General features: G+C 64.4%; 21 protein-coding genes. 17 read left to right on the top strand and 4 right to left on the bottom strand.

Translation table 11 applies throughout. The features are described 5' to 3' along the window. Positions 1-28 precede the first annotated feature (28 nt). Positions 29-1,198, bottom strand: coding sequence for a TspO/MBR family protein (locus tag H3V04_RS02460; protein ID WP_198187089.1), 1,170 nt, complete (start codon positions 1,196-1,198; stop codon positions 29-31). Positions 1,199-1,380: 182 nt separating this feature from the next. Here H3V04_RS02460 and H3V04_RS02455 point away from each other — a divergent pair, with 182 nt between their 5' ends. The 12 genes from H3V04_RS02455 to hemH all read left to right on the top strand — a co-directional run bounded on the left by H3V04_RS02455 (position 1,381) and on the right by hemH (position 16,124). Further along, a complete protein-coding gene (locus H3V04_RS02455) occupies positions 1,381-1,983 on the top strand; it encodes a DNA-3-methyladenine glycosylase I (RefSeq protein WP_198187088.1) in 603 nt (200 codons plus the stop codon). A 162-nt stretch (positions 1,984-2,145) separates the two neighbouring features. Beyond that, on the top strand, positions 2,146-5,067 hold the full coding sequence (gene uvrA, locus H3V04_RS02450; RefSeq protein ID WP_198187495.1) for an excinuclease ABC subunit UvrA: 2,922 nt from the start codon (positions 2,146-2,148) through the stop codon (positions 5,065-5,067). Then, positions 5,064-7,364: an excinuclease ABC subunit UvrC gene (gene uvrC, locus H3V04_RS02445; RefSeq protein WP_198187087.1), complete on the top strand. Its 2,301-nt coding sequence runs from the start codon at positions 5,064-5,066 to the stop codon at positions 7,362-7,364. The genes uvrA and uvrC overlap by 4 nt, the downstream gene beginning before the upstream one ends. Before the next feature lie 61 nt (positions 7,365-7,425). Continuing rightward, the gene (locus H3V04_RS02440) at positions 7,426-8,385 is read left to right on the top strand and encodes a shikimate dehydrogenase (protein ID WP_198187086.1); all 960 of its coding nucleotides are present in this window, start codon (positions 7,426-7,428) and stop codon (positions 8,383-8,385) included. Positions 8,386-8,387: 2 nt separating this feature from the next. After that, the gene (rapZ, locus tag H3V04_RS02435; RefSeq protein ID WP_198187085.1) at positions 8,388-9,281 is read left to right on the top strand and encodes an RNase adapter RapZ; all 894 of its coding nucleotides are present in this window, start codon (positions 8,388-8,390) and stop codon (positions 9,279-9,281) included. 120 nt (positions 9,282-9,401) lie between these two features. Continuing rightward, positions 9,402-10,361, top strand: a complete 960-nt coding sequence (gene whiA, locus H3V04_RS02430; RefSeq protein ID WP_198177776.1) for a DNA-binding protein WhiA — start codon at positions 9,402-9,404, stop codon at positions 10,359-10,361. A 79-nt stretch (positions 10,362-10,440) separates the two neighbouring features. Then, positions 10,441-11,637, top strand: coding sequence for a phosphoglycerate kinase (pgk, locus tag H3V04_RS02425; protein ID WP_198187084.1), 1,197 nt, complete (start codon positions 10,441-10,443; stop codon positions 11,635-11,637). A gap of 87 nt (positions 11,638-11,724) precedes the next feature. After that, complete coding sequence (gene tpiA, locus H3V04_RS02420; protein WP_198177777.1) at positions 11,725-12,507, top strand: triose-phosphate isomerase; 783 nt, start codon at positions 11,725-11,727, stop codon at positions 12,505-12,507. A 60-nt stretch (positions 12,508-12,567) separates the two neighbouring features. Further along, complete coding sequence (gene secG, locus H3V04_RS02415; protein ID WP_198177778.1) at positions 12,568-12,816, top strand: preprotein translocase subunit SecG; 249 nt, start codon at positions 12,568-12,570, stop codon at positions 12,814-12,816. Positions 12,817-13,048: 232 nt separating this feature from the next. Next, positions 13,049-13,807, top strand: coding sequence for a hydrogen peroxide-dependent heme synthase (hemQ, locus tag H3V04_RS02410; protein WP_198187083.1), 759 nt, complete (start codon positions 13,049-13,051; stop codon positions 13,805-13,807). 3 nt (positions 13,808-13,810) lie between these two features. Further along, positions 13,811-15,208 carry an MFS transporter gene (locus tag H3V04_RS02405; RefSeq protein WP_198187082.1) on the top strand — a complete coding sequence of 466 codons (1,398 nt, stop codon included), beginning with the start codon at positions 13,811-13,813 and terminating at the stop codon, positions 15,206-15,208. Next, positions 15,201-16,124 (top strand): ferrochelatase, encoded by a 924-nt coding sequence (gene hemH / locus H3V04_RS02400; RefSeq protein ID WP_198187081.1) that lies wholly within the window; start codon positions 15,201-15,203, stop codon positions 16,122-16,124. The genes H3V04_RS02405 and hemH overlap by 8 nt, the downstream gene beginning before the upstream one ends. Positions 16,125-16,217: 93 nt before the next feature. Here hemH and tal read toward each other — a convergent pair whose 3' ends face one another. Together tal and tkt are read right to left on the bottom strand one after the other, a co-directional pair. Then, on the bottom strand, positions 16,218-17,327 hold the full coding sequence (gene tal / locus H3V04_RS02395) for a transaldolase (protein WP_198179656.1): 1,110 nt from the start codon (positions 17,325-17,327) through the stop codon (positions 16,218-16,220). A 155-nt stretch (positions 17,328-17,482) separates the two neighbouring features. Then, the gene (gene tkt, locus H3V04_RS02390) at positions 17,483-19,585 is read right to left on the bottom strand and encodes a transketolase (RefSeq protein WP_198187080.1); all 2,103 of its coding nucleotides are present in this window, start codon (positions 19,583-19,585) and stop codon (positions 17,483-17,485) included. A gap of 183 nt (positions 19,586-19,768) precedes the next feature. On the opposite strand from tkt, the gene hrcA reads away from it, so the two are divergent. Both hrcA and dnaJ read left to right on the top strand, forming a co-directional pair. After that, positions 19,769-20,842 (top strand): heat-inducible transcriptional repressor HrcA, encoded by a 1,074-nt coding sequence (gene hrcA, locus H3V04_RS02385; RefSeq protein WP_144085722.1) that lies wholly within the window; start codon positions 19,769-19,771, stop codon positions 20,840-20,842. Positions 20,843-20,926: 84 nt separating this feature from the next. After that, positions 20,927-22,063 (top strand): molecular chaperone DnaJ, encoded by a 1,137-nt coding sequence (dnaJ, locus tag H3V04_RS02380; protein ID WP_198177784.1) that lies wholly within the window; start codon positions 20,927-20,929, stop codon positions 22,061-22,063. Positions 22,064-22,073: 10 nt separating this feature from the next. Here the strand turns inward: dnaJ and H3V04_RS02375 are convergent, their stop codons facing one another. Further along, on the bottom strand, positions 22,074-22,868 hold the full coding sequence (locus tag H3V04_RS02375) for a fructosamine kinase family protein (RefSeq protein ID WP_198187079.1): 795 nt from the start codon (positions 22,866-22,868) through the stop codon (positions 22,074-22,076). A 145-nt stretch (positions 22,869-23,013) separates the two neighbouring features. On the opposite strand from H3V04_RS02375, the gene H3V04_RS02370 reads away from it, so the two are divergent. The 3 genes from H3V04_RS02370 to H3V04_RS02365 form a co-directional block, all read left to right on the top strand. Continuing rightward, positions 23,014-23,889: an undecaprenyl-diphosphate phosphatase gene (locus tag H3V04_RS02370; RefSeq protein ID WP_198187078.1), complete on the top strand. Its 876-nt coding sequence runs from the start codon at positions 23,014-23,016 to the stop codon at positions 23,887-23,889. Between the two features lie 185 nt (positions 23,890-24,074). Further along, positions 24,075-24,203 (top strand): hypothetical protein, encoded by a 129-nt coding sequence (locus tag H3V04_RS10395; protein WP_269748755.1) that lies wholly within the window; start codon positions 24,075-24,077, stop codon positions 24,201-24,203. A gap of 209 nt (positions 24,204-24,412) precedes the next feature. Then, a partial coding sequence (locus tag H3V04_RS02365) for an InlB B-repeat-containing protein (protein ID WP_373564679.1) occupies positions 24,413-26,822 on the top strand: 2,410 nt, incomplete at its 3' end.

Genomic DNA, 26,822 nt, shown 5'->3' with positions numbered 1-26,822 from the left:
ACGGGGCAAAGAATGAATCATGGACGGATCAGCGGCGGACCAGCCTGAACCTGCTCCAGGGGAAGTAGACCAGGAAGGCGCCCACGGCGGTCAGAGCGATGACCAGCACGCCCATGGCGGCCGCGAAGGAGAAAATCCTGATGCCGATGCCCAGGCAGGCCCAGATGACCACCAGGCCGAAGACCCAGTCCTTGCCATGCCTGTTCATCAGGTAGGCGACAGCCAGGAGGGCGCCGACCACGATGATGGTGGCGAATCCCTGCACGGCATTGCCGACCCTATGCCCGGCGACCACCATGTATCCGGCGTTGACCAGTGTTGCCACGCTCAGCCAGCTGGCGTAGATGGACAGCGGAATCCAGTCCAGGGCCTTGGCGGCGGTGGGGGTCCCGGCCTCGGTGGCATCCCTGCGCACCAGGGCGTAGAGCATCCAGGCCAGCACGGTCAGAATGAGGATGATGACCAGGGCCCAGAAGTTGCGCTCCATGTGCCACAGGGCCAGCCAGGCGATGTTCAGGCAGCAGGTGGCTACGAAGAACAGTCCACTCAGCGTGAAGGGCAGGAAGCCCAGGCGTTTGCGGCTGGGGCCGGCCAGGCAGAAGCGGAAGAGCCAGATGGCCAGGGCGATGTAGATGACCCCCCAGATGGCGAAGACGTATCCGGCAGGCATGATCCACAGGTCGACCTTGCGGGCCAGGCCGCCCACGGTCGTGCCATTGAAGTGGTAGACCTCCGCATAGCCGTTGAAGCCCACCATGGCCACCCAGGCCACCCAGAGCAGGATGTCCTCGAAAAGCTTCCAGCCGCGTCCCTTGGAGGATCCCTGCGCTGCTTCATTTTCATTGCCGCTGCGATCAGAACGAGTCCCGCCTCCGTTGACGGTCTCCTTGGCACCGGTATCCCCAGCCGACGACTTCTTCGACGAATCACCGGACTGCTTGGTTGCCGCACCCGAAGGCGATGAACCTGAGCTGGATGAATTTGAGTTGGATGAATTTGGAGTTGTTGCAGCCGAAGATGCCGAACTGCTATTCCCCGAATTCCCAGCTGCCGTTGCCGACCCCGCCGCTGTGGAAGACTTGGACGACGAATCTGAATTCGACTGGCTGCCCTGCATGGCAGGGGAGGTGCGCTTGGCCCTCTCGACCGGGTCCTCGTCGTCGGTCCAGAGTCTGCGCGGATTGTCCTTGTCAGTCATGGCACATGCTTCCTCTCCTTGCCGGCCGCAACCGTACTGCCGCCGTGGGGATTGCCCCGGGCATGGGCGACCGGCCTCTGCTCCAACTCTAAATCGGCCCACCCGACTCAGTGGTATTGACCACCCGGTCCGGGCGTCCGTCGGTGCTAGCCTGAACCCAAACACTGGATAGGGGAGTGCGAATGACCGAACCCTTATATCGATGCGACTGGGCACAGGTGGACGACCCGCTCATGCGCAGCTACCACGACCATGAGTGGGGCCGCCCTCTGCATGGGTCCCAGAGGCTCTTCGCCATGCTCTCCCTGGAGATCTTCCAATGCGGGCTCAGCTGGCAGCTGGTCCTGCACCGCCGCCAGGCCCTCTTCAAGGATTTTGACAACTTTGATATTCAAGCGGTCGCCGCCTTCGACGCAGGCCGGATCGACCGTCTCGTGGCCGACCCGGCCATCATTCGCAATCGACGCAAGATTGAAGCCACCGTGGCCAATGCCGCCCTGATCGCCCGGCAATTTCCTGGGGAGGAATTCGACCGTTACTGCTGGTCCTTCACCGGCGGCCAGACCATCAACCATGACTATCCGGACGATCCCTCCATACCGCGCTACGACCACCTGTCGGCCATCGTCTGCAAGGACATGCGCGACCTGGGCCTGCGCTTCCTGGGACCGGTGACGGTCCACTCCTTCCTCCAGGCGGCCGGCATGATCAACGACCACCAGCACGACTGCTTCCTCAACGGCTGCGGCCGTCCGCCCCTGGATTCGCCCGGCCCGTCCATCTAAGCCGTCATCGAACACCTGTTCGAATTATTCGGTCCCGGCGATAGTATGGTCAGGCTTTGGCCTCAGCCTTGGCCATGGGTCTTCAGGGAAGCGGATGGGAAGCACGTGAAGCAGCAGAACAAGCCTAAGTCGACAGTGGACGCGGCCATCGAAAACCCGCGCATGATCGAATCCAAGGGGTCCCTGGTGGCGGACCTGTCCATGGTGCCCAACGACCGCAAGATCGTCATCCAAGGCGCCCGGGCCCACAACCTCAAGAACGTCAACCTGTCCATACCCCGCAACCGGATGGTGGTCTTCACCGGCTTGTCGGGCTCCGGCAAGTCCTCCCTGGCCTTCGACACCCTCTTCGCCGAGGGCCAGCGCCGCTACGTGGAGTCCCTCTCCGCCTATGCCCGCCAGTTCCTGGGCCAGATGGACAAGCCCGACGTGGACTTCATCGAGGGCCTGAGCCCTGCCGTCTCCATCGATCAGAAGACCACCAACCGCAACCCCCGTTCCACCGTGGGCACCATCACCGAGGTCTACGACTACCTGCGTCTGCTCTTCGCCAGGACAGGCATCCCCCACTGCCCGGTCTGCGGGGCCGAGGTGCGCGCCCAGTCGCCGCAGCAGATCGTCGACACCCTCATGTCCAGGCCGGAGGGGACCCGCTTCCAGCTGCTGGCCCCCATCGTCAAGGGCCGCAAGGGCGAGTTCGTGGAGACCCTTGAGCTCCTGCGCTCCGACGGCTACTCCCGGGCCATCATCGACGGGGACATGCACCAGCTGTCCGACTCCATCAAGCTGACCAAGCAGAAGAAGCACACCATCGAGGTGGTGGTGGACCGGCTGGTCATCCGCGAGGGCATGCGCCAGCGGCTGACCGACTCCGTGGAAACCGCCCTGCGACTGGCCAAGGGGACTGTAGTTGCTGACTTCGTGGATCTAAACGCCAAGGACCCCGAGCGCCGCCAGCCCTTCTCCGAGAAGCGGTCCTGCCCCAACGGCCACGAGCTGGAGCTGGACGAGATTGAGCCCAGAACCTTCTCCTTCAACGCCCCCTACGGGGCCTGCCCGGCCTGCACCGGGCTGGGATTCAACCTGGAGATCGACCCCGAGCTGGTGGTGCCCGACCCGGAGAAGAGCCTCAAGGACGGGGCCGTGGAGCCCTGGAGCGGCACCAAGAGCCAGCAGCGCTTCTACGGCCATCTGCTGGACGGCCTGGCCAAGGAGATGGGCTTCTCCACCTCGACCCCCTGGAAGGATCTGCCGGAGGAGGTCCGCCATGCCGTCATGTACGGGCACGACTTCAAGGTGGACGTCTCCTACCGGAACCGCTGGGGCCGCCTGCGCGAGTACACCACCGGGTTCGAGGGCGTGGTCCGCACCCTGATGCGCCGCCACGACGAGACCGACTCGCAGCCCATGAAGCAGTATTACGAGTCCTATATGCGCGAGGTGCCCTGCCAGGTCTGCCAGGGCAAGCGCCTGAAGCCCGAGGTCCTGGCCGTGACCGTGGACGGCCTGTCCATCGCCCAGGTCTGCGACATGGCCGTGTCCGCCAGCCTGAAGTGGATCGAGGGCCTGCACATGGAGGGCGCACAGGCCAAGATCGCCGGGGAGGTCCTCAAGGAGATCCGCTCCCGTCTGCGCTTCCTCAACGACGTGGGCCTGAACTATCTGACCCTGTCCCGGGCGGCGGCCACCCTCTCCGGCGGCGAGGCCCAGCGCATCCGCCTGGCCACCCAGATTGGTTCCGGGTTGGTGGGCGTCATGTACGTGCTGGACGAGCCCTCCATCGGCCTGCACCAGCGGGACAACGACCGGCTGATCAAGACCCTGCAGCGTCTGCGCGACCTGGGCAACACCCTGATTGTGGTCGAGCACGACGAGGACACCATCCGCCAGGCCGACTGGCTGGTCGACATCGGCCCGGGGGCCGGCGAGCATGGCGGGGAGGTCATCTTCTCCGGGCGCTCGCAGGACCTGGTCAAGGCCTCCCGCTCAATTACCGCCGACTACATCGCCGGTCGCCGTTCCATCGAGGTGCCCAAGCGCCGCCGCAGGACCAGCAAGACCCGGCAGCTGATCGTGGTGGGGGCTCGCGAGAACAACCTGAAGAACCTCAAGGTCTCCTTCCCGCTGGGGGTCATGACCCTGGTCACCGGCGTCTCCGGCTCCGGCAAGTCCACCCTGGTCAACTCCATCCTCTATCCGGTCCTGGCCGACCAGCTCAACAACGCTCGCATCGTGCCCGGCAAGCACACCCGGGTGGAGGGTGTGGACCAGGTGCGCAAGGTCATCCACGTGGACCAGAACCCCATCGGCCGCACCCCGCGCTCCAACCCGGCCACCTACACCGGCGTCTGGGACAAGATCCGCCAGCTCTTCGCCAAGACCCCCGAGGCCCAGGTGCGCGGCTATGGTCCGGGCCGCTTCTCCTTCAACGTCAAGGGCGGCCGCTGCGAGACCTGCCACGGTGACGGAACCATCAAGATCGAGATGAACTTCCTGCCCGACGTCTACGTGCAGTGCGAGACCTGCCACGGCAAGCGCTACAACAGGGAGACCCTGGAGGTCACCTACAACGGCAAGACCGTCTCGGACGTGTTGGATATGCCCATCGAGGAGGCCGCCCACTTCTTCAAGGCCTATCCCTCCATCGCCCGCTATCTGGACACTCTCGTTGACGTGGGCCTGGGCTACATCCGCCTGGGCCAGCCGGCGCCCACCCTGTCCGGAGGCGAGTCACAGCGGGTCAAGCTGGCCACCGAACTACAGCGGCGCTCCGACGGCAAGACCGTCTACATCCTGGACGAGCCCACCACGGGCCTGCACTTCGAGGATGTGCGCAAGCTGCTCAAGGTTCTTCACGGTCTGGTCGACAAAGGCAACACGGTCATCGTCATCGAACACAACCTGGACGTGATCAAGACCGCCGACTGGATCATCGACCTGGGCCCCGAGGGCGGCGACGGCGGCGGCACCGTGGTGGCCCAGGGCACTCCCGAGCAGGTGGCCGCCAATCCGGACAGCTGGACCGGCAAGTATCTGAAGCCCATGCTGGATCCCGCCAAGGTAGCCAGGGCCACTCGATCATGACCCGCAGCTGCTTCGAGCGGCACACGCCGCAGGTATGGCGACGCACCGCCCAGGCTCTGGAGGAGGAGTCCGCCACCGGCACCACGACGGGCGTCAACAAGAACGGCGCGCCCCTGCTGGGAGACAGCCGTGACCTCTTCCGCCCCAAGACTTCGGACATCCCCGCCCAGCCTGGGGTCTACAAGTGGCGGGACGGCGACGGCCGGGTCATCTACGTGGGCAAGGCCAAGAACCTGCGCAACCGTCTGACCAACTACTTCCAGCCATTGGAGAACCTGCATCCGCGCACCCAGACCATGGTGCTGACGGCCCGGAGCCTGGAGTGGACCGTGGTGGGCACCGACCTGGAGTCCCTGACCCTGGAATACACCTGGATCAAGGAGTTCGATCCCCGCTTCAACGTCAAGCTGCGCGACGACAAGACCTACCCCTACCTGGCCGTCTCCGTGGGGGAGGAGTTCCCCAGGGTATGGATGACTCGCGTGCGCAAGCGGCACGACACCCGCTACTTCGGCCCCTACGCCAAGGTCTGGGACATGAAGCACACCCTGGACGCCCTGCTCAAGACCTACCCGGTGCGCACCTGCACCCCCGGCGTCTTCCGCAAGGCAAAGCTCAGCGGCCGCCCCTGCCTGCTGGCCTCCATCGGCAAGTGCTCGGCACCCTGTGTGGGCCGGATCAGCGCCAGCGACCACCGGCGTCTGTGCACGGAGCTGACCGGGGTCATCACCGGCAGGCTGGGCAAAAGTTACCGGGCCGGGCTCACCAGGAGCATGCAGAAGGCCAGCAAGGAGCTGGACTTCGAGAAGGCCGCCCGCCTGCGCGACCAGATCGCCATGTTGGACACGGTCATCGAGCAGAATGCCGTGGCCTTCGCCTCCAACGTGGATGTGGACGTCTTCGGTGTGGCCTCGGACGAACTGGAGGCCTCGGTCCATGCCTTCTTCGTGCGCTCGGGAGCCATCCGCGGCGAACGCAACTGGAGCGTGGAGCGGGTCGAGGACGTCTCCGACAGCGAGCTGATCAGCGACCTGTTGGTGCAGGTCTACTCGGATCTTATGAATGAGAATGACAGCGAGCTACACAAGCTTCCAGAGAATTCCGACATCCCTGTCTCCATCAGCCAGGACAGGGACGCCATGGGTTCCACCCAGAAGGTCACGGCCCTGGATGCCGAAGCGCGGGCCAAGGCCACCAGGAGCCGGCATCGCCATCAGGACCAGACCGGACGTGCTGACCTGCTGGCCCCCATCTCGCCGGTGCCCCCGGAGGTCATTGTCCCCATCCAGCCCGACCGGACCGGCGACCTGCAGGAGTGGCTGCGGGAGCTGCGCGGGTCCTCGGTGACCATCAGAGTGGCCAGCCGGGGGGAGAAGAAGTCCCTGATGGACCGGGCCAATGCCAACGCCCGCCAGGCCCTGCAGCGCAGCAAGCTCAGCCGCATGAGCGACATGGGCACCCGCACCCAGGCCATGAACGATGTGGCCAAGGCCCTTGGACTGGACCGCGCCCCGCTGCGCATCGAGTGCTACGACATTTCCAACACCGTGGGCGGCCAGTTCCAGGTGGCCTCCATGGTGGTCTTCGAGGACGCTGTCCCCAAGAAGTCCGAATACCGTCGATTCGCCATCCGCGGCGAGGACGGCAAGGGCGCTGTGGACGATATGAGCGCCATCTACGAGACCCTGACCAGGCGCTTCCGCCACGGCAACATTGCGGGTGACAGCGGCGACAGCCTGGAGGCCGAGCGAAAGGCCAGCGACAAGGCACCCGAACTGGTGGAGCAGGAGGAGGGTGCCATCGTCCAGCAGAACACCGCGGCCCGCCACTTCGCCTACAAGCCCAACCTGGTCGTGGTCGACGGCGGCAAACCCCAGGTGACCGCCGCTGCCCGGGCCCTGCACGACTGCGGGGTGGACGATGTGGCCCTGTGCGGGCTGGCCAAGCGCCTGGAGGAGGTCTGGGTGCCTGACGACGACTATCCCATCATCCTCAAACGCCAGTCCGAGGGCATGTACCTGCTGCAGCGTGTGCGCGACGAGTCCCACCGGTTCGCCATCACCTACCACCGGCAGACCCGGCGCAAGGGTGCTCTCCGGTCGGCCCTGGACGAGATTCCGGGCATCGGCCCCACCTATCAGAAGAAGCTTCTCAATCACTTCGGTTCGGTCAAGCGCATGCGCCAGGCCACCCAGGAGGAGTTGGAGGCCGTCAAGGGCATCGGCTCCGCCAAGGCCGAGGCCATCTACCAGGCCCTGCACAGCGGCCAGGATCAGGCCGGGGACAGCCAGCGATAAAATGGCTCGGGAGGCTGGCAAAGGGCCATGCCCTGATCTTGATTGGTGCGTGATTGCAGATATGAATGGGCCTGATCGTCGTTGTGCCGTCCTGGGCGACCCCATCAGCCATTCCCTTTCGCCCCTCCTGCATCGCTCAGCCTATGCAGCACTGGGCCTGGACGGCTGGCGCTACGACCGTGTGCGCATGGACGCTGACGGCCTGCCGGACTTTATCCATGGCCTGGACCCCTCCTGGTCCGGTCTCAGCCTGACCATGCCCTTGAAGAGCGCTGTCGGCCCCTTGGGTGGTTTTAGCGACCACTGGTCCAGGACCCTGGGCGTAGCCAACACCGCAGTCTTTGGGCAGGGCGGCCCCGCCAATGGGCTGTCCCTGTACAACACCGATGTGGAGGGGATTGTTGCCGCCCTGCTGGAGGCAGCCGACCGCTGCCGGGTCGATGAAAACCCTGATGATCTGGCCGCCCTGCTGGAGGCAGCCGGTCAGGGGCGACAGGACCAGCTTCCCGACCAACCGTATGGGGGAGCGCGGGCCCTGGTCATCGGCAACGGGAACACAGCCGAGTCCGCCTTCTGTGCCTTGAAGGTGCTGGGGATCGAACGTGTGGACCTGCTGGCCCGCAACCCAAAGCACTGCGACCACATGCTGGATCTCGCCTCCCGGCTGGACCTGCCTGAGCCCACCGTCACCGCCATGGATCAGGTCGAGGCAGCCGAAAAGGCCTTGATCGGGGCCCGGACTGTCGTCTCCACCCTGCCTTCGGGTGCAGCCGACCCCCTGGCCGATCTGCTCAATACGGCTGATGACGACGGTCGCATGGGCCCGGTCCTGCTGGATGTGGTCTATGACCCCCGGCCCACCCCGCTCATGAAGGCCTTCTGCCGCCGGCCGGGCGCCCGGGCCATCAGTGGTGAACGGATGCTGCTCTATCAAGCCGTGCGTCAGGTGGCGCTGATGACCGACCGACCCCTGGCCGCTGTTCCGGTGGCCGCGATGGACCAAGCCTTGAGGGAGGCATGACGATGACGACGGAAAAACCGCCCTTCGCAGGCTTCGAGGTGCTGCTGATCACGGGCATGTCCGGCGCAGGCCGCTCCCGCGCCGCCGACTCCATGGAGGACATGGGCTGGTATGTGGTCGACAACATGCCCCCGCGCCTGCTGGTGCCCCTGGTCGACATGATGACCTCGGCAGGGAGCTCCCTGCACCGCCTGGCCGCCGTCATCGACGTCCGTTCCCGCTCCTACTTCGACGACCTGTCGGCCGTGCTCAGCCACCTGGACGACCTGGGCGTGCGCTGCCGCATCCTCTTTCTGGATGCCTCCGACCAGGTGCTGGTCAAGCGCTATGAGTCCGTCCGCCGTCCCCACCCCCTGCAGGGCTCGGGCCGCCTGATCGACGGCATCCGGGAGGAGCGCCGCCTGCTGGCCGGGCTCAAGGAGCGTGCCGACATGGTCATCGACACCTCCAACCTGAGCATCCATCAGCTCTCCACCCGCCTGTACGAAATGGTCCTGGGCTCCGGCCCAACCACCGTGGGCGTGCACATCATGAGCTTCGGGTTCAAGTACGGCCTGCCCATCGATGCCGACTTCGTGGCCGATGTACGCTTCCTGCCCAACCCCTACTGGGTCCCCGAGCTGCGCGACCTGAACGGCCACGACGGCCCGGTCCGTGACTATGTGATGGCCAGCAAGGGTGCCAAGGAGTTCCTTGATGCCTATACCAGGGCCATTCTGACCGCGCTCAGCGGCTATGCACGCGAAGACAAGCACTATGTGACCATCGCCTTTGGCTGCACTGGCGGACAGCACCGCTCGGTGGCCATGGCCGACGCTCTGGCCGCCCGTCTGCGGTCCCGGGGAATGGAGGTGACCGTCTCGGCCCGCGAGCTGCCGCACCGTTCCCGCGGATAGCCAAAGGCGCAATTTGTCCAAGATATTCGGTATCACAGTAATCCGGTGGTTTGCACGGCAGGTGTGTCGCGCGGCCTGGAAGTATTCATTTTTCAGTATTTTTTCGTAGGAGGACGGCTCTTGGCCCTACTTGATGATGTCAAAAGCGAGCTGGCCGCGATTGACAACGAACCCCCCTCTGCCAAGAAAGCACAATCGGCGGCGATGATCCGCTTCGGCGGCGGTCTGCACATCATTCAGCGTCACATCGTGGTGGAAGCGCAATTCGATTCCCTGCCGGCAGCGCAGTGGTTGCAGAACACCATCAGGGACGTCTACGGACATGATTCCGATCTGATCCAGGTCAATCGTCAGGCCCCCACCGGCAACCTGACCCGCTACTCGGTCCGCGTGCTGCGGGCGGGCGGTGCCCTGGCCCTGCAGACCGGTCTGCTGGACCGCCGCAAGCATCCGGTTCGTGGTCTTCCCGCCGACATCGTCTCCGGCAACATCGCCCAGGTCAAGGCCGCCTGGAGAGGGGCCTTCCTGGCCCACGGCGAGCTGTCCGACCCAGGCAAGGCCTCCTACCTGGAGATCGTCTGCCCCGGATCCGAAGCCGCCCTGGCCCTGGTAGGCGCCGCCCGCCGTCTGGGCATCAATGCCAAGGCCCGCCAGGTGCGTAGCTCCGAGCGCGTCACCTTGCGTGACCCGGATGTGATCGAACGCATGCTCAATCTGATGGGCGCCCCCAAATCCTCCAGGGAGTGGACAGGTAAGCGCAGCGATGGCGAGTCCCGCGGCAAGGCCAACCGCCTGGCAAACTTCGACGATGCCAACATGCGCCGGTCGGCCAAGGCAGCCGTCGAGGCCAGCGCCAAGGTCACCAAGGCCTTCGAAATTCTGGGCGACGACATCCCCGAGAACCTGCGTGCGGCCGGCCAGCTTCGTCTGGACCACCGTGAAGCCTCCCTTGAAGAGCTGGGTCGCCTGGCAGATCCGCCGGTCACCAAGGACGCCATCGCCGGACGCATTCGCCGTCTGCTGCAGCTGGCCACCAAGGTCGAGAAGAAGAAGGCCGAGGAAGAGGCCAAACAAGAGTGAGATAGCTCACACAGGTCGGTCTGCCTGAGTACCATGGCAGGGGAGCGGGCGCATGGACCCGCAGTCAGAAAGGATACGCATGAAAACACTGAAGAGCCTCGGTGATCTCAAGGGCAAGCGCGTGCTCGTCCGCGCGGACTTCAATGTGCCGCTGGACGGCACCACCATCACGGACGACGGCCGCATCCGCGCCGCCTTGCCAACCATCGAGCAGCTTCGTGGCCAGGGCGCCAAGGTCATCCTCATGGCCCACCTGGGTCGCCCCAAGGGCAAGGTCGTTCCCGAGCTGAGCCTGGCCCCCGTGGCCGCCCGCCTGGGCGAGCTGATGGGCGTGCAGGTTCCTCTGGCCGAGGACACCTATGGTCCCGATGCCCATGCCAAGGTGGCCGCCATGAACGACGGCGACGTGGTCCTGCTGCAGAACGTGCGCTACAACCCCGAGGAGACCAGCAAGGACGAGGCCGAGCGTGATGCCTACGCCCGCAAGATCGCTGACCTGGGCGATGTCTTCGTCTCCGACGGTTTCGGCGTGGTCCACCGCGCCCAGGGCTCCAACTACTCCGTGGCCAAGTTCCTGCCCTCCGCAGCCGGTCTGCTGGTCGAGAAGGAGGTCAAGGCCCTGTCCAAGGCGACCGAGAACCCCGAACGGCCCTTCACCGTTGTCCTGGGCGGTTCAAAGGTCTCCGACAAGCTGGGCGTCATCGAGAACCTGCTCAGCAAGGCCGACCGGCTGGTCATCGGCGGCGGCATGGTCTTCACCTTCCTCAAGGCCGAGGGCTATGAGGTCGGCTCCTCCTTGCTGGAGGAGGATCAGGTCGACACCGTCAAGGGCTACATGGCGACCGCCCGCGAGAAGGGCGTGGAGCTGGTCCTGCCCACCGACATCGTGGTGGCTGACGAGTTCAAGGCGGATTCGCCCCACCAGGTGGTTCCTGCCGACGGCATCCCCGCAGACAAGATGGGTCTGGACATCGGTCCCGACTCCCAGAAGCTCTTCCACGACAAGATCGTGGACTCCAAGACCGTGGTCTGGAACGGCCCCATGGGCGTCTTCGAGTTCCCGGCATTCGCCGATGGCACCCGGGCTGTGGCCCAGGGCCTGGTCGACGCCACCAAGGCCGGAGCCTTCACCATCGTCGGCGGCGGCGACTCCGCCTCGGCGGTGCGCAACCTGGGCTTCCCCGAGGACGGCTTCTCGCACATCTCCACCGGCGGCGGCGCCTCTCTGGAGTTCCTTGAGGGCAAGGAGCTTCCGGGCCTGAAGGTGCTGGAGTAAAATCGGCATACAGACGTGCAATGCCGGGTCACCGGGTTTCGCATCCGGCGGCCCGGCATTGTTGTTGCGCGGATGGAAAGGTCTGGTATGGCACGCATTCCCCTGGTGGCCGGCAATTGGAAGATGAACTTCGACCACCTGGAAGCCACCTATTTCGTACAGAAGCTGGCCTGGCTCCTGCGCGACGCCCACTTCGATCGCAGACGCTGCCAGGTGGCTCTGATGCCCGCCTTCACCGCCCTGCGTTCCGTCCAGGTGCTGGTGGAGGCCGACAACCTGCCCATCGAGTATGGGGCCCAAGCCGTCTCCGTCACCGCCCAGGGGGCCTTCACCGGGGATGTGTCCGCGGATATGCTGGCTCAGCTGGGCTGCAGCTACGTCATCGTGGGCCACTCCGAACGGCGCAAGTACCATCCTGAGGACGACGCCAACATCGTCGACCAGGTCCGGGCCGTCCTGGCTGCGGACATGAAGCCCATCCTCTGTGTGGGAGAGAGTTATGAGGAGCGTCGCCAGGGCATCCAGCTGGACTTCGCCGTGGGTCAGGTCAACGACGTCACCCGAGACCTGGCCAAGGAGGACATGGAAAACCTGATCGTGGCCTACGAACCGGTCTGGGCCATCGGCACCGGCATGGTGGCCACCCCGGATACCGCCCAGCAGGCCGCCCGGGCCATCCGCGACCATATTTCAAGCAAGTTCGGAGAGTCTGCCGGCCAAGCGGTACGCATCCTCTACGGCGGCTCGGTCACCTCCAAGAATGCCTCCCAGATGATCACCCAGCCGGACGTGGACGGCTTCCTGGTGGGCGGCGCCTCCCTGGATGTGGAGGAGTTCGCACGTATTGTGCGACTGGCCGCCAAAGGCTGATGCGCTTTTCGACGGGTGTATGTATACTTGTTCCCAGTTCCTTACATGGAGGTATGTGCCGTGACCATTGTCAAGATCGTGCTTCAAGTCGTCGTCATCCTCGCCAGCATATTGCTGACCATGCTGATTCTGTTGCACAAGGGCAAGGGCGGCGGCCTGTCCGATATGTTCGGTGGCGGAATCGGTTCCAATGCCGGTACCTCGGGCGCAGCCGAGAAGAACCTGAACAGGCTGACCATTATCGTGGCCCTGATCTGGGTGGCCATCATCATCGCCTTGGACCTCATTGCCAAGTACAAGCTGGCCTGATTCCGGCAACCAATATCTAAAATACCTGACCCCGGCATCGACCGGGGTCTTTCATATCCGGGCCACTTTGGTGCAATGCTCATAGTCCTTGACTATTACCACAATATGTCATTCACAATGCATGGATAATCCAGCGATTCAGCCGGCTGACGGATAGAGTGGGTAATTGTGTGCCGAATTAGCGGCATATCACACGTTGTCGTGCAAGCTAAGCAAGCGAAAGGATGTGCTCATGGCTGAGCAAGCTGCACCTAGCCTGGAGGGCTGGTTCTGCCTCCACCTCTTCTGGAAGATCGATTGGGGCAAGTGGCGCCGGGTGCCCCAGGACGAGCGCCGGGAATGCCTGGATGGGTTCAAGACCCTGGCCGCACAACTGGTCGAGGTCCAGTCCCAGGGCAAGGGAAGCCATTATTGGTGCCAGGTCAACGGGCAGAAGGCCGACCTGGGCCTGATGGTCCTCAGGGAGACCCTGGATCAACTGCAGGAGGTCGAGACCTCCCTGGAGAAGCTGCGCATCTCCGATTATCTTGAGCCGACCATCTCCTATGTATCGGTCACCGAGGTGGGCCTCTATTCGGGCGAACCGACAACAGACCGTGGTTGGTCCTACGTCAACGCCAGCCTGCAGCCCAAGACGCCCGACAAGCCCTACATCTGCTTCTATCCCATGTCGAAGACCCGCGTCCCCGGCGCCAACTGGTACACGCTGCCCTACGACCAGCGCAAGGCCTACATGCACGACCATGGCAAGATCGGTCGCTCCTATGCCGGCAAGGTCTCCATCATCCTGACGGGCTCCATCGGCCTGGACGACTATGAGTGGGGCGTCACGCTCTTCGCCGACGACCCTGTCCAATTCAAGAAGATCGTCACCGAGATGCGCTACATCGAAGCCAGCTCCATCTACGGCGAATTCCCCTACTTCCTGGTGGGCACCCAGACCGATCCCGAGCGCATCGACAGGCTGCTCACGGACCAGTTGGGACAGTAACACATGTCGACAAGAGAGAGAAGATCGATCCTTTCCACGCCCATATGGTTCTTCATGGTCATCGTCTTCATCACCCAGCTGGATGGGGGAGCGGTGCCGACCATGCTGCCGTCCATCACACGGACCTTCGGCCTGACCACCATGGGCTCCTCCTGGGTGGTCGGACTCTACACCCTGGGCCTGGTGGTGGGCACCCCCATCACCTCCAACCTCTCCGACGCCCACGGGACCAGGAAGGTCTTCCTCTGGGAGCTGGCCTTCTGGTTCCTTGGATGTCTGATGACGGCGGTCTCGCCCAACTACGCGGTCATGCTGCTGGGCCGGTTCATCCAGTCCTTGGGAGACAGCGGCATCATGGTCCTGTCCATGAACGTCCTGCTGCAGCGCGCCCGCAGGAACAACCAGGGCAGGAAGGTCTCCACGGTGGGCATCATCGCCGGCCTTTCCGCCATGGTCAGCCCGGTCCTTTCGGGCATGCTCCTGGGCATCACCCACGGATGGCGGGCCTACTACTTCATGATGCTGCCTTTCCTGGCCATTTTGTTTGTTCTGGCCTGGTTCATGATGGGCGACTCGAAGACCGACCGCGCCTGGAAGACCGACTACCTGGGCCTGGGCTCCTTCAGCATCGCCCTGGCCCTGCTGATGGTGGCGATCACCTTCCTCCAGTACGGAACCGCCTATCTGGCCCTGATCATCGGGTGCCTCCTGGTCACAGTGGTGGCCGGCGCGGTCTTCCTGGTGCATGAGCGCAATCTGGGCGGTTCAAAGGAAACCATGCCCTTCCTGCCCATCCGCCTGCTGAAGCTGCCCTCCTACGGGCTCACCCTGCTGCTGGGAACGCTGGGAGGCATGTTCTTCTCCCTCTTCGTCTACATTCCGACCTATGTCCACTCCGTCTTCGGGCTCCCGGTCCGCTCGGCCGGCATGGTCATGGTCGGCGTCGGGCTCGGCTCCGTGGTCGGGTCCTGGCTGGGCGGTCTCCTGGTCGACAAGTTCGGCTACCGGACCACGCTGGTCTTTTCGTCGTCGCTGATAGGCCTGATGGCCCTGGTGATCACCCTGACCCTGCACAACCTGCAGCTCTTCATGGTCCTGTCCTTCCTTATGGGGGTGGGCATGGGCTCCATGATGTCCTCGCCGCTCCAAGTCATCGCCGGAAGGCTGGCCGGGCCCGAGAACCGTATGCAGGCCATCGGCGGGCTGTCGGCCTGCAAGAAGATCGGCACCACCATCGCCCCGCTGCTCTTCGCCTCAGCCATTGAGCTGGGCAAGGTGGGCGGACAGGCCGGGCTGGCCTCCTACAGGAACATGTTCCTGGTGGTCATCGTCATAGCCCTGGTCAATATCGGCCTGACATACTGCATTCCATTTTCACAGAAAGAAGTTGCTAATGACTGAACCTACAGCAGTCCTCCTCATGGCGTACGGCACCCCCTACCAGGAGTCCGACATCAGGGGGTACTACACCAACATCCGCCATGGGCAGGAGCCGCCCAAGCCGCTCATGGACCAGCTGGTCGGCCGTTACAAGGCCATCGGCCTGCCTTCGCCCCTGGCCAGGATCACCACGGCCCAGCGCGACGGTCTCCAGGCTGCGCTGGACAAGGCCCATCCCGGCGCCTATAAGGTCTACGAGGGGCTGAAATACATCGCCCCCTTCATCAAGGATGCGGTCGACCAGATTGCCGCCGATGGCATCACCAGGGTCATCGGTCTGCCGCTGGCCCCGCAGTACTCCTCCTATTCCAGCGAGGACTACCACAACCGCGCCCGCAAGGCCATCGAGGCCCATCCGGGCATGGAATACCTGCCGGTCCGGTCCTGGTGGAACCACCAGGAGCTGATCCACTTCTGGAGCGACCAGCTGGTGGCCAAGAAGGATCTGACCGACCGGCCGGACACCAAGGTGATCTTCAGCGCCCACTCCCTGCCCCTGCGCATCATCCAGGGAGGGGACCCCTACAAGGATGAGGTCATCGGTCTGTCCAATGCCGTGGCCCGGGCAGCCGGTCTCAATGAGGACCAGTACGTACTGGCCTGGCAGTCGGCAGGCCGCACCGAGGAGCCCTGGATCGGGCCTGATTTCGTCACCGTGGCCAAGGATCTGATCACCAAGAGCGGCATGAAGACCATTGTTTCCGCCTCCATCGGCTTCATCGCCGACAACCTGGAGATCTGCTACGACGTGGACATGGAGCTGGCCAAGGCCATCGAGTCCGCCGGCGGCACCCTGACCAGGCTGAACATGCCCAACGACAGCCCAGCCCTGATTGCCACCCTGCAGCAGGTGGTCGAGGAGACCAAGGCCGAGTAACTGATACAAATTGTGCCCCCGTCCGGTTTGAGCCGGACGGGGGCACAATCTTTATTGGCAGCGACTGTCAATCAGCGACTGACAGTCAGGCGCTCAGCCGTTGACGCGGTCGATGCCCTTCTGCACGTCGGCGAGGACCGAATCCCAGGAGTCGATGAAGGCGGCGACGCCATCGGCCTCCAGCTTGTCGGTCACGTCCTTGATGCTGATGCCCAGGTCAGCCAGCTTCTGCATCACCTGGTGGCTCTCCTCGTAGGTGCCCTTGACCGAGGGAGCGCCGTTGCCGTGGTCGGCCAGGGCGTTCAGGGTCTTCTCAGGCATGGTGTTGACCACGTCAGGGGCCACCAGCTCGTCCACGTACTTGCAGTCGGAGTAGGCGGCGTTCTTGGTGCCGGTGGAGGCCCAGAGCGGACGCTGACGCTTGGCGCCCTTGGCTTCCAGGTCGGCCCAGCGGGGATCGCTGTCGAAGGCCTTCTCGAAGAGCTCGTAGGCCAGGCGGGCGTTGGCCACAGCGGCCTTGCCCTCCAGGGACTTGGCCTCGTCAGAGCCGTTGGCCTCCAGCAGCTTGTCGACCGCGGTGTCCACGCGGGAGACGAAGAAGGAGGCGACCGAGCCCATGCGCTTCAGGTCATGGCCGTTCTTGTCGGCCTGGACCATGCCCTCGATGAAGGCATCGATGACCTGCTTGTAGCGCTCCAGGGAGAAGATCAGGGTCACGTTGACCGAGATGCCCTTGGCCAGGGTGGCGGTGATGGCAGGCAGGCCCTCCAGGGTGGCGGGGATCTTGATCATGGCGTTGGGACGATCGACCTTGTTCCAAAGCTCTTCGGCCTGCTTCTCGGTCTCTTCGGTGTTGTGGGCCAGACGAGGATCGACCTCGATGGAAACGCGTCCATCCACATAGTCGGTCTTCTCGGCAACCTCGCGGAAGATGTCGGTGGCGTTGCGCACGTCGGTGGTGGTCAGCTCGCGGACGGCCTCCTCGACGGGGATGCGGCCCAGCTGCTTGAGCTGTTCGTCATAGGGACCCACCTGGCTCAGGGCCTTCTGGAAAATCGAGGGGTTGGTGGTCACGCCCACCACATTGCGCTCTGCGATCAGCTGCTGCAGATTGCCCGACTCGATGCGGGTGCGGCTCAGATCGTCCAACCAGATCGAGACACCTGAATCGCTGGTGCGCTGGGTGTTTGCATTTTCTGCCATCTTGTCACTCCTTATTTGGGTTCCCGATGGAATCACATTCACTATGCACTACCGGGAAGTCTGTTGCTGTATTCCCGCAGACCCGCGTTTCGGGCGTGCCTGCAAGGGAGGGGGCCGGCGTCGCGGACGGCCCCCGATTGATCACGATGCCGGGTTCAGCGGGCCCGACGGACTTCCTCCAGGGAGGCCTGTGCTGCCTCGACCACATGATCGGCGGTGATGCCCAGGTCGCGCATGTTCTCGTCGCCGCTGCCCTGCAGGCCGAACTGCTCGATGGAGACGGGCTTGCCATAGCTGCCCAGGTACTTGTACCAGGGCGTGGCCAGTCCGGCCTCAACGGAGACGCGGGCCTTGACGGAGGCGGGCAGAACGGCTTCCTTGTAGTCGTCGTCCTGCTCCTCGAACCACTCCAGCGAGGGCACGGAGATGACGCGGGCCTTGACGCCCTGCTCGGCCAGGGTCTTGGAGGCGGACACAGCGTGCTGCACCTCGGAGCCGGTGGCCATGATCAGTACATCCGGCTGGCCCTCGGTGTCGACCAGCACGTAGGCGCCCTTGCGCACGCCCTCGCGGGCCTTGGCCTTGGTCTCCTCCAGGGTGGGTACGCCCTGCCTGGTCAGGATCATGGCCGTGGGGTGGGTGTTGTCCTTCTCGAAGAAGGCGCGGTAGGCCTCAGCGGTCTCGTACTGATCGGCGGGGCGCACAACCTCCATCTGGGGGATGGCGCGCACGGCGGTCAGGTGCTCGATGGGCTGGTGGGTGGGGCCATCCTCGCCCAGGGCCACGGAGTCGTGGGTCCACACATACAGGTTGGGGATGTCCATCAGGGCGGCCAGACGCACCGAGGGGCGCTCATAGTCGCTGAACTGGAAGAAGGTCCCGTTGTAGGGCCTGGTGTCCGAACCCAGCAGGATGCCGTTGGTGATGGCGCCCATGCCGAACTCGCGCACGCCGAAGTGCAGCTGACGGCCGTACTTGCTGGCCTTGGGCCACTGGACGGTCTTGTCGGCCTCCGGGGCGAAGGAGACAGCACCGTTGATGTTGGTGTTGTTGGAGCCGCCCAGATCGGCGGATCCGCCCCAGAGCTCGGGCATGATGGGGGCCAGGGCGTTGATGACTGCGCCGGAAGCCTTGCGGGTGGCCACCTTGGAGCCGGGCTCGAAGCCAGCCTCCAGGTCGTTCAGGGCCTTGTCGAAGCCCTCTGGCAGCTTGCCGGCATGGATGCGGTCGTAGAGGGCAGCCTTGTCGGGGTTGGCCTTGCGCCAGGCCTGGTACTTCTCGTCCCAGTCCTTGTGGGCGGCCAGACCGCGCTGGGCGACCTCGCGGGCGTGGGCCAGGGCCTCCTCGTCGATCTGGAAGCTCTGCTCAGGGTCGTAGCCCAGGGTCTTCTTCAGGCCGGCGACGGCCTCGGCGCCCAGGGCTGAGCCGTGGGCTGAAGGATCGTTGGTTTTGCCGGGGGTGGGCCAGGCCATCAGGGTGTCCACCTTGATGAACTTGGGCCGGTCGGTGACCTGCTCGGCCTTCTCCAGGACGGCAGCCAGGCCCTCGACGTCCTCCTTGTAGGAGCCGTCGGGCTGGATGAAGCTGAACTCGTCGGTGTACCAGCCGTAGGCCTGGTAGCGCTTGAGGATGTCCTCGCCCAGGGCGATGCGGGTGTCGCCCTCGATCTGGATGTGGTTGGCATCGAAGATGACGGTCAGGTTGCCCAGGCGCTGGTCGCCGGCCAGGGAGCTGGCCTCGGAGGAGACGCCCTCCTCGACGTCGCCCTCGCCGCAGATGACCCAGACCTTATGGTCGAAGGGGGACTGCCCCTCGGGTGCATCCGGATCCAGCAGACCGCGCTCGTAACGCTGTCCATAGGCGAAGCCCACGGCCGAGGCCAGACCCTGGCCCAGCGGGCCGGTGGTCATCTCGATGCCGGGGGTCAGGCCGTACTCGGGGTGGCCGGGGGTCCTGGTGCCGGCGGTGCGGAAGCGCTTCAGATCGTCCAGGGTAAGTCCGTACCCGGAGAAGTAGAGCTGCACATACTGGGTCAGCGAGGCGTGGCCGCCGGAAAGAATGAACCGATCGCGCCCAACCCAGTCGGGGTCGTTGGGGTCGTGCCGGATGAAGTGCTGGTAGAGCGCGTAGGCGATGGGCGCCAGCGAAATAGGGGAGCCGGGATGGCCGCTTCCGGCCTTCTCGACCGCGTCGGCCGAGAGGACCTTGGCCATTTTGACAGCCCGCTCATCGAGTTCGGACCATGTGAAATCTGCCATATGGTGCTGTTTCCTTCCAATCTAGAGGTCTTCATGTTCGACTTGTGTCGAAAATGTTCGATTACCTTCACAATGCGTTTCCATCGTATCGGTTTGAGACGACACAATTCGGCTCTTCGCACGACGTTTTGGCACTCTCATGGCCCGAGTGCTAATAATGAAACCATGACGGAAGGAGCGACATTGCCTAATACCAGACGCATGCTGGTGCTGCGCGCGGTCGTCGAGGACTATATTCGTTCTCGCGAGCCGGTAGGGTCGGGTTCGCTCACCAGAAATCATCAGCTTGGAGTCAGCTCCGCCACCGTGCGCAACGACATGGCGGCCCTGGAGAGCGAGGGCTACCTGGTCCAGCCCCACACCTCGGCCGGCCGCATCCCCACCCAGAAGGGCTACCGCTACTTCGTCGACAGGCTGGCCACCATCGTGCCCCTGTCCGCCGCACAACGCCGGGGGATCAACGCCTTCCTGTCCGGGTCGGTCAATCTGGAGGACACCCTGCAGCACGCCGCCCGGCTTCTGGCCCAGATCACCGGGCAGATCGCCGTGGTGGCCTCGCCCTCCCTGGCCAGCTCGAACCTCCGCAGGGCCGAGCTTATAGGACTGAGCCGGGGGACCGTGCTTATGGTGGTCATCACCGACACCGGCCGGGTGGTCCAGCGCACCCTGCACGGGCCCCTGCAGGAGGACCCGAACGCCCTGGCGGACCTGTCCGACAAGATCAACAGACAATGCCAGGACCTGCCCCTGGACCGCGCCGCCGACCGCTGCCGCATGCTGGCCGACTCCCTGACCGAAGGCCGAGACAAGTCCATGCTGCGCCTGGTGGCCACGGTCTTCGACGAGATGGCCACGCGGGAGCAGACCAGCGGCCTCTACATGGCCGGCACCTCCCAGCTGACCCACAGCCAGGCCGTCTCCCTGGGGGACCTGGGCTCGCTGCTGGACGCCCTGGAGGAGCAGGTGGTGCTCATGCGGCTCATGCGGGCCCAGAGCGAGCTCTCACGTGAAAGCAACGGAGTCAGCGTGGCCATCGGCACCGAGACCCGGACCCCGGAGCTGGCCCACGCCTCGGTGGTGACCAGCGGATACGGGCATGCCCGGTCCAGGCAGACGGACGGCTCCGAAGCGGACGAGCCCGTGGCCTTCGTGGGTTCCATCGGCCCGACCCATATGGACTATCCGGCGACCATGAGCGCGGTTCGTGCCGTGGCCTCCTATCTGACCGGTTTCCTGGCCGGCGACGGGGAGCCGTGACCGTCAGGGCAAGGACATAAGTCATAGGTATCGTGGGCCCATGCAACTATGGGTCGAGAGGGCATCAAACGAAAAGGATGATCGGTGGCAGATTACTACGAGGTTTTGGGAGTCGAGCGCGGCGCGAGCGATCAGGACATCAAGCGCGCCTATCGCAAGATGAGCCGCAAGTACCACCCGGACATCGCCGGGCCTGAATACGAAGACAAGTTCAAGGAGGTCAACAGCGCCTACGAGGTGCTCTCCGACCCCGAGAAGCGGCGCATGTACGACGCGGGCGTGGACCCCAACGATCCCCAGGCCTCCCAGGGGGGCAGCCCCTTCGACATGGGTGACGTCTTCAACCAGTTCTTCGGCGGCGGCTTCGGAGGCACCACCCAGGGGCCCATTCCGCGCACCCAGCCGGGCCGGGACGCCCTGGCCCAGGTCTCCGTGGACATGAAGACCGCCATCTTCGGGGGCGTGGTACGCGCCCCCATCAGCACCTACGGCCTCTGCCAGGAATGCGGCGGCTCGGGGGCCCAGAAGGGGACCTCCCCGGTGACCTGCCCGGTCTGCAACGGCAAGGGCTATGCCCAGAAGGTGGTACGGACCCTGCTGGGGCAGATGATGAGTCAGGCCCCCTGCGAGCGGTGCGAGGGCCACGGCACCATCATCGAGCACCCCTGCCCGGTCTGCAACGGCCACGGCCGTGTGCCCACCCGCCGCGAGGTGGGAGTCAACGTTCCCGCAGGGGTGGCTGACGGCTCCCGGCTGCGGCTGGCCTCCCAGGGCGAGGTGGGCGAGGGCGGCGGTGCCGCAGGCGACCTGTATGTGGACATCACCATCAAGCCCGACAAGCACTACACCCGCAGCGGCCAGGACCTGCACTGCTGGATCGCCGTGCCCATGACCTGGGCCGTGCTTGGCCACCAGGTCGACCTGGAGACCTTCGACGGCCAGCGCCAGGTGGACATCCCCGCCGGCTGCCAGCCTGACCAGGAGATCACCATCAAGGGCCTGGGCGTCACCAGGCTGGGCAACCGGGAGGAGCGCGGCGACATCATCGTCCACGTGCTGGTCCAGATCCCCACCAAGCTGGATGACGATCAGCGCCGCCTGATTGAGGACTTCGCCAACAGCCACGACTCCGAAGCCAAGCAGGTCCCGCAGAGTGCCAAGCCTGCCGGAGTCGGGGGCCGCAAGGGGATCTTCGGCAAGCTCAAGGACATCTTCAGCTGAGTCGGCTGAGTCAGCCTAGCAGCGACCTGCACATGTCCCGGTACTCGCTCACATAGCCGCCTCCGAAGAAGGCGCAGTGCCCGGCGATGGCGTAGAGCTGCCAGAGCGTGGTCCGGTTCTGGTAGCCGGCCGCCAGGGGATGCACGCTCTGGTAGCCGTCCAGAATCTGCCCCAGGTAGGGGATGCCGAACAGCTGCAGCATGGCCAGGTCCTCCTCGCGGTGGCCGCCGTGGGCCGCAGGGTCGATCAGGACGGCCTCGGTGTTCCCGTCGTTCCTGGTCCACATGACGTTCCCGCTCCAGAGGTCCCCGTGGACCCGGGCGGGCTTGTCATTGGCGGCAGCGCCCAGCAGCTCCGGCAGGGCCTGGATCACCTCTTCGGTCATCTTCATGTCATCGCGGTTCAGGGCGCGCCGATCCATGGCCATGCCCACCATGGGCTCCAGCCGCCCCTTGGCCCAGTAGGTGGCCGGGTCTTCCCAGGCGCCCACGTCCATGGGCAGCGGATCCTGCAGGGGTCCGAAGTAGCAGGTGCCCGTGTAGCCCTCGGGCGCGGAACCGAAGTGGTCGGCCCCGGCATCATGCATGTGGGCCAGCTGGGCGCCAAAGCGGTAGGCCGCGCCGGGCGTAGGGGCGGCGGAGGTCACCTCCTCGATGTCCAGGTAGTCCGGGCCCCAGTCGTAGACGTCCACCACCCGGGGACCGCCCTGCGCCTGGGCCTGGCCCAGCCATTGCAGCCCGCGCCCCTCGCACTCGAAGAATCCCGCCGGGGCCCCGCCCCTGGATTTTCTGTAGGTCTTGGCCATGATGATCCACACCCCTATTCGTCGAGTCGTCGATTCCGACAAGACCCATTGTGGGCATTCTGCGAGACATGCCCGGCCCTTGGCTCTGCCTGCCCTGCGCGGTGGCTATGCTTGCCATTGTTGTCCGACATAGCAAGAGGGGTCCATGAATTTCTTCGAAGCCATTCTGTTCGGCCTGGTGCAGGCCCTGACGGAGTATTTCCCCGTCTCATCCAGCGCCCATATCCGCATTGTGGGCGGTCTGCTGGGCCAGGACCCGGGCGCGGCCTTCACAGCCATCATCCAATTCGGCACCGAGCTGGCGGTCCTGCTTTACTTCCGGCATGACATTGCCCGCATACTGACCCACTGGTTCCGCTGCCTGGCCGGCAAGGACGGCTCCTCCTGGCGTGAGCGGATGGGTTCCAAGGACCATGACGCGGCCCTGGGCTGGTACATCATTCTGGGAACACTGCCCATCGTGGTGGCGGGCCTGCTCTTCCAGAAGATCATCGAGACCAAGCTGCGCAACCTCTGGATCACCGTGGTGGTGCTGATCGTCTTCGGCCTGCTGCTGGACTACTTCGACCGCCACGGCCGCCAGAACAAGGAGATCCGCCAGATGAGCGCCCGGGACGCCCTGCTCTTCGGCATCGGGCAGATGCTGGCCCTGATCCCCGGGGTCTCCCGCTCGGGCGGCACCATGACCTTCGGCCGCGCCCTGGGCTACACCCGCGAGTCCGCCACCCGGGTCAGCTTCCTCATGGCCATCCCCGCCGTCTTCGGCGCCGGCATCCTCGAGACGGTCAAATCCTTGAAGAACATCAATGCGGACGCCGCTTTCCCCGGCTGGGGCGCTACCATCTGCGCCACCGTGGTCAGCTTCCTGCTGGGATACATCGTCATCATCGCCTTTTTGAAGATCGTCTCGCGCTTCTCCTACCGGGGATTCGTCATCTACCGGATCGGCCTGGCCATCTTCGTGGCCATCATGCTCATGGTCGGCACCCTGCCCGCAGTAGGCGGCGTGGCTGCCAGCTGAGCCTGGGTGAATTGCCGGGGGATTCGACGCTCATATGGCCCCGTGATAGGATTTGCTCATGCGCTGCCCATGTTTGCGGGGGACTGGGTCAGCCAAGCGTTTTGAATCCTTTGGGGAGGTTTGTTGTGGTTTCGTCGTCGACGTCTGCCGATTCTCGTACGCATAGGTTTGGCCTGCGGTCGCTCATGTCAGCATTGGTGCTGATACCCCTGCTGCTGACCGGCATGGCCACCGGCACCGTCTTCGCCTCCGGCTCAGATGTCAACAGGGGGGGGGGGGTCGCTATACCGCTCAGGCAGATAACGGTTCCCTGAGCCATCTACAACCAACAAGCCTGCCTTCCCCCTCGCCGCTGACCACTTCATCTATTTCTCCCTCGCCTGTTCAAACCCCAGGAGGTTCTTCCCAACCCTTGGGAATCTCGCCATCCAGCTCTTATTCACCTGCTGGGACCCAGTCTGCTGCTGATTCTCACACGGTCGTATTCGATCCTGCCAATGGGAGCAAAGCGGAACGTGTAACTGTGCCGGATGGCTCCTTGGCGTCGCCTCCTGCCGATAATCCGAAGCACGCCGGCTACCGTTTCGACGGCTGGTCCGAGCATGACGCGATGATGGATTTCCGCACCCCGATCACCAGGGACATCACCTTGAAGGCCAAGTGGACCCAGGTGACTGATTGGGCGCTCAGCCCCGACCATGGTCCGGCTTCCGGCGGCACCAGCATCACCATCACACCCCCGAGTGCGGACTCACCCTCGTTCAGCACCTTGGAAGCCCATGACGACAAGCTGATCGGCGTGACCGGCGATGGCCGCCTGTACATCTGGACATCAAAGGCTGAAATGTCTGTTCAGGTGCCGTCACCTCAGGGCGAACGCGGTGACGTGCGATTCATGACTGGAATAGTTGGCCATAACGGCTTCGCGGCCTTGAGCAGGGACCACCGCATCTACACCTGGAGCAAAGGCGGGGATACGCCTGCCTTGCTTGACGCAGATTCCACGACGTACACCAGCATTGCCATGGCTTCTGACCAGCTCATAGCAGTGAATCAGGATGGCCGTATACGCACATGGACCAGCATGGGGAAGCCGACAGGAAAGGCCATAAGTCTGCCCAAGCAGGCCCCAGCAATCACGGTGGCTGGCAATGCTGATCGCCTGCTCGCCATGGACAGCAAGGGCAGAATCTGGACTTGGAAGCCGGATGCCATTGATACCGCTCAGATCCAACTCGTCAAGATTGCTCACCGAATTGTTCAGATATCAGCCACGGATCATGGCTTTGTGCTTCTGGACTCAACCGGCCAGACCAGTTATCTGGATAACGGACAAACCCAGCCAGAATTGCTGATTGTGCCCGACCATTCTGCCGTCGCAGCAATAAGCAGTGACGCTACACAAGCAGCGTTGGTTGATTCCAATGGTCTTGTCTGGGCCTGGAAGCCCGGCGAAACCCCCAAGCGTGCGGACGACGGGAGACAGCAGTACGTGCAGGCTGCAAGCACCGGCGGCGGGATCGCCGCCATCAGCAGGCAGGGCGGCATGCTCACATGGAGCATGAACCCTCAAAACAACCCAGACAAACCAGCAAGAGTCAGCACCGCCACAGCGCCCATCCTGGAATCAGCCAGCCTGGACGGCCACGCATTGACGCTCAGCAGGAGCAACGGCTCCTGGCAGGCGGACATGCCTGCCCGCAAGCCGGGACAGGCCGCCATGCTTATTACTGGCAGGCAGGACGGGCAGCCTTTCGCCAGGAGCCTTGCGTACACGGTCGACCAGCCGCTGGCACGAGCTGCGGAACCAGGATCCGCATTTACCGTCCGCTTCGACACGGGCGGCGGAAGCCCGAAACCAGCGGACCAGACTGTCCCCGCCCCGTACGGGAGGGCGAAACGCCCCTCCCCCGACCCTGTGCGGGAAGGCTTCCTGTTCGACGGATGGTTCACCGGTCAGGTCGCCTACGATTTCAGCAGGCCCGTCGACAAGGACCTGACCCTGACCGCCCACTGGACACCCGCAGGCCGGAACACCAAGTGGAGCATCAGCCCTGATAAGGGCAGCCAGCTGGGCAGGGAACCCGCCACCATCACCCCGCCCGACAACGCCAGCCGAGACATCAGGTTCAGCCAGGTCAGCGCATCAACAAACGGCGGCTATGGTTTTTCCTTGGCGGTGGGCAGCGACGGGAACGCCTACGCCTGGGGAGACAACGAGTATGGCCAGCTCGGCGACGGGACGAGAGACGACAAGCATGCGCCGGTCATGGTGAGGACGCCCGACCGCAAGACCTACCCGGACCTGCCAGAGGATTTCACGTACCTGCAGGTCAGCGCCGGATACTCTCATTCCCTGGCCGTGGGCAGCGACGGGAACGCCTACGCCTGGGGATACAACGAGTATGGCCGGCTCGGCGACGGGACAACCACCGAGCGGCATGCGCCGGTCAGGGTGAAGACGCCCGACCGGAAGACGTACCCGGACCTGCCAGCGGACTTCACCTACCTGCAGGTCAGCGCCGGAACCTGGCATTCCCTGGCCGTGGGCAGCGACGGGAACGCCTACGCCTGGGGACACAACAGCAATGGCCAGCTCGGCAACGGGACAACCAGCTACAGCCAGTCTGCGCCGGTCAGGGTGAAGACGCCCGACCGGAAGACGTACCCGGACCTGCCCAAGGATTTCACCTACCTGCAGGTCAGCGCCGGAGGCGATCATTCCCTGGCCCTGGGCAGCGACGGCAACGTTTACGCCTGGGGATTAAACGACCATGGCCGGCTCGGCGACGGGACAACAAGCGAGCGGCATGCGCCGGTCATGGTGAGGAAGCCCGACCGGAAGACATACCCGGACCTGCCAGCGGACTTCACCTACCTGCAGGTCAGCGCCGGAGGCTCTCATTCCCTGGCCCTGGGCAGCGACGGCAACG

This window comes from Bifidobacterium sp. M0353 (genome assembly GCF_016100645.1).
In the GTDB taxonomy this organism is placed as follows: domain Bacteria; phylum Actinomycetota; class Actinomycetes; order Actinomycetales; family Bifidobacteriaceae; genus Bombiscardovia; species Bombiscardovia choladohabitans.
The sequence above is the reverse complement of the archived record's forward strand: the minus strand, read 5'-3'. Positions and strand labels throughout refer to the sequence as shown.

Excerpts from the sequence above, each read along its gene's own strand:
- H3V04_RS02460 (WP_198187089.1), bottom strand. The coding sequence starts at position 1,198 with ATGACTGACAAGGACAATCCGCGCAGACTCTGGACCGACGACGAGGAC.
- H3V04_RS02455 (WP_198187088.1), top strand. The coding sequence starts at position 1,381 with ATGACCGAACCCTTATATCGATGCGACTGGGCACAGGTGGACGACCCG.
- uvrA (WP_198187495.1), top strand. The coding sequence starts at position 2,146 with ATGATCGAATCCAAGGGGTCCCTGGTGGCGGACCTGTCCATGGTGCCC.
- uvrC (WP_198187087.1), top strand. The coding sequence starts at position 5,064 with ATGACCCGCAGCTGCTTCGAGCGGCACACGCCGCAGGTATGGCGACGC.
- H3V04_RS02440 (WP_198187086.1), top strand. The coding sequence starts at position 7,426 with ATGAATGGGCCTGATCGTCGTTGTGCCGTCCTGGGCGACCCCATCAGC.
- rapZ (WP_198187085.1), top strand. The coding sequence starts at position 8,388 with ATGACGACGGAAAAACCGCCCTTCGCAGGCTTCGAGGTGCTGCTGATC.
- pgk (WP_198187084.1), top strand. The coding sequence starts at position 10,441 with ATGAAAACACTGAAGAGCCTCGGTGATCTCAAGGGCAAGCGCGTGCTC.
- tpiA (WP_198177777.1), top strand. The coding sequence starts at position 11,725 with ATGGCACGCATTCCCCTGGTGGCCGGCAATTGGAAGATGAACTTCGAC.
- hemQ (WP_198187083.1), top strand. The coding sequence starts at position 13,049 with ATGGCTGAGCAAGCTGCACCTAGCCTGGAGGGCTGGTTCTGCCTCCAC.
- H3V04_RS02405 (WP_198187082.1), top strand. The coding sequence starts at position 13,811 with ATGTCGACAAGAGAGAGAAGATCGATCCTTTCCACGCCCATATGGTTC.
- hemH (WP_198187081.1), top strand. The coding sequence starts at position 15,201 with ATGACTGAACCTACAGCAGTCCTCCTCATGGCGTACGGCACCCCCTAC.
- tal (WP_198179656.1), bottom strand. The coding sequence starts at position 17,327 with ATGGCAGAAAATGCAAACACCCAGCGCACCAGCGATTCAGGTGTCTCG.
- tkt (WP_198187080.1), bottom strand. The coding sequence starts at position 19,585 with ATGGCAGATTTCACATGGTCCGAACTCGATGAGCGGGCTGTCAAAATG.
- H3V04_RS02375 (WP_198187079.1), bottom strand. The coding sequence starts at position 22,868 with ATGGCCAAGACCTACAGAAAATCCAGGGGCGGGGCCCCGGCGGGATTC.
- H3V04_RS02370 (WP_198187078.1), top strand. The coding sequence starts at position 23,014 with ATGAATTTCTTCGAAGCCATTCTGTTCGGCCTGGTGCAGGCCCTGACG.
- H3V04_RS10395 (WP_269748755.1), top strand. The coding sequence starts at position 24,075 with ATGTCAGCATTGGTGCTGATACCCCTGCTGCTGACCGGCATGGCCACC.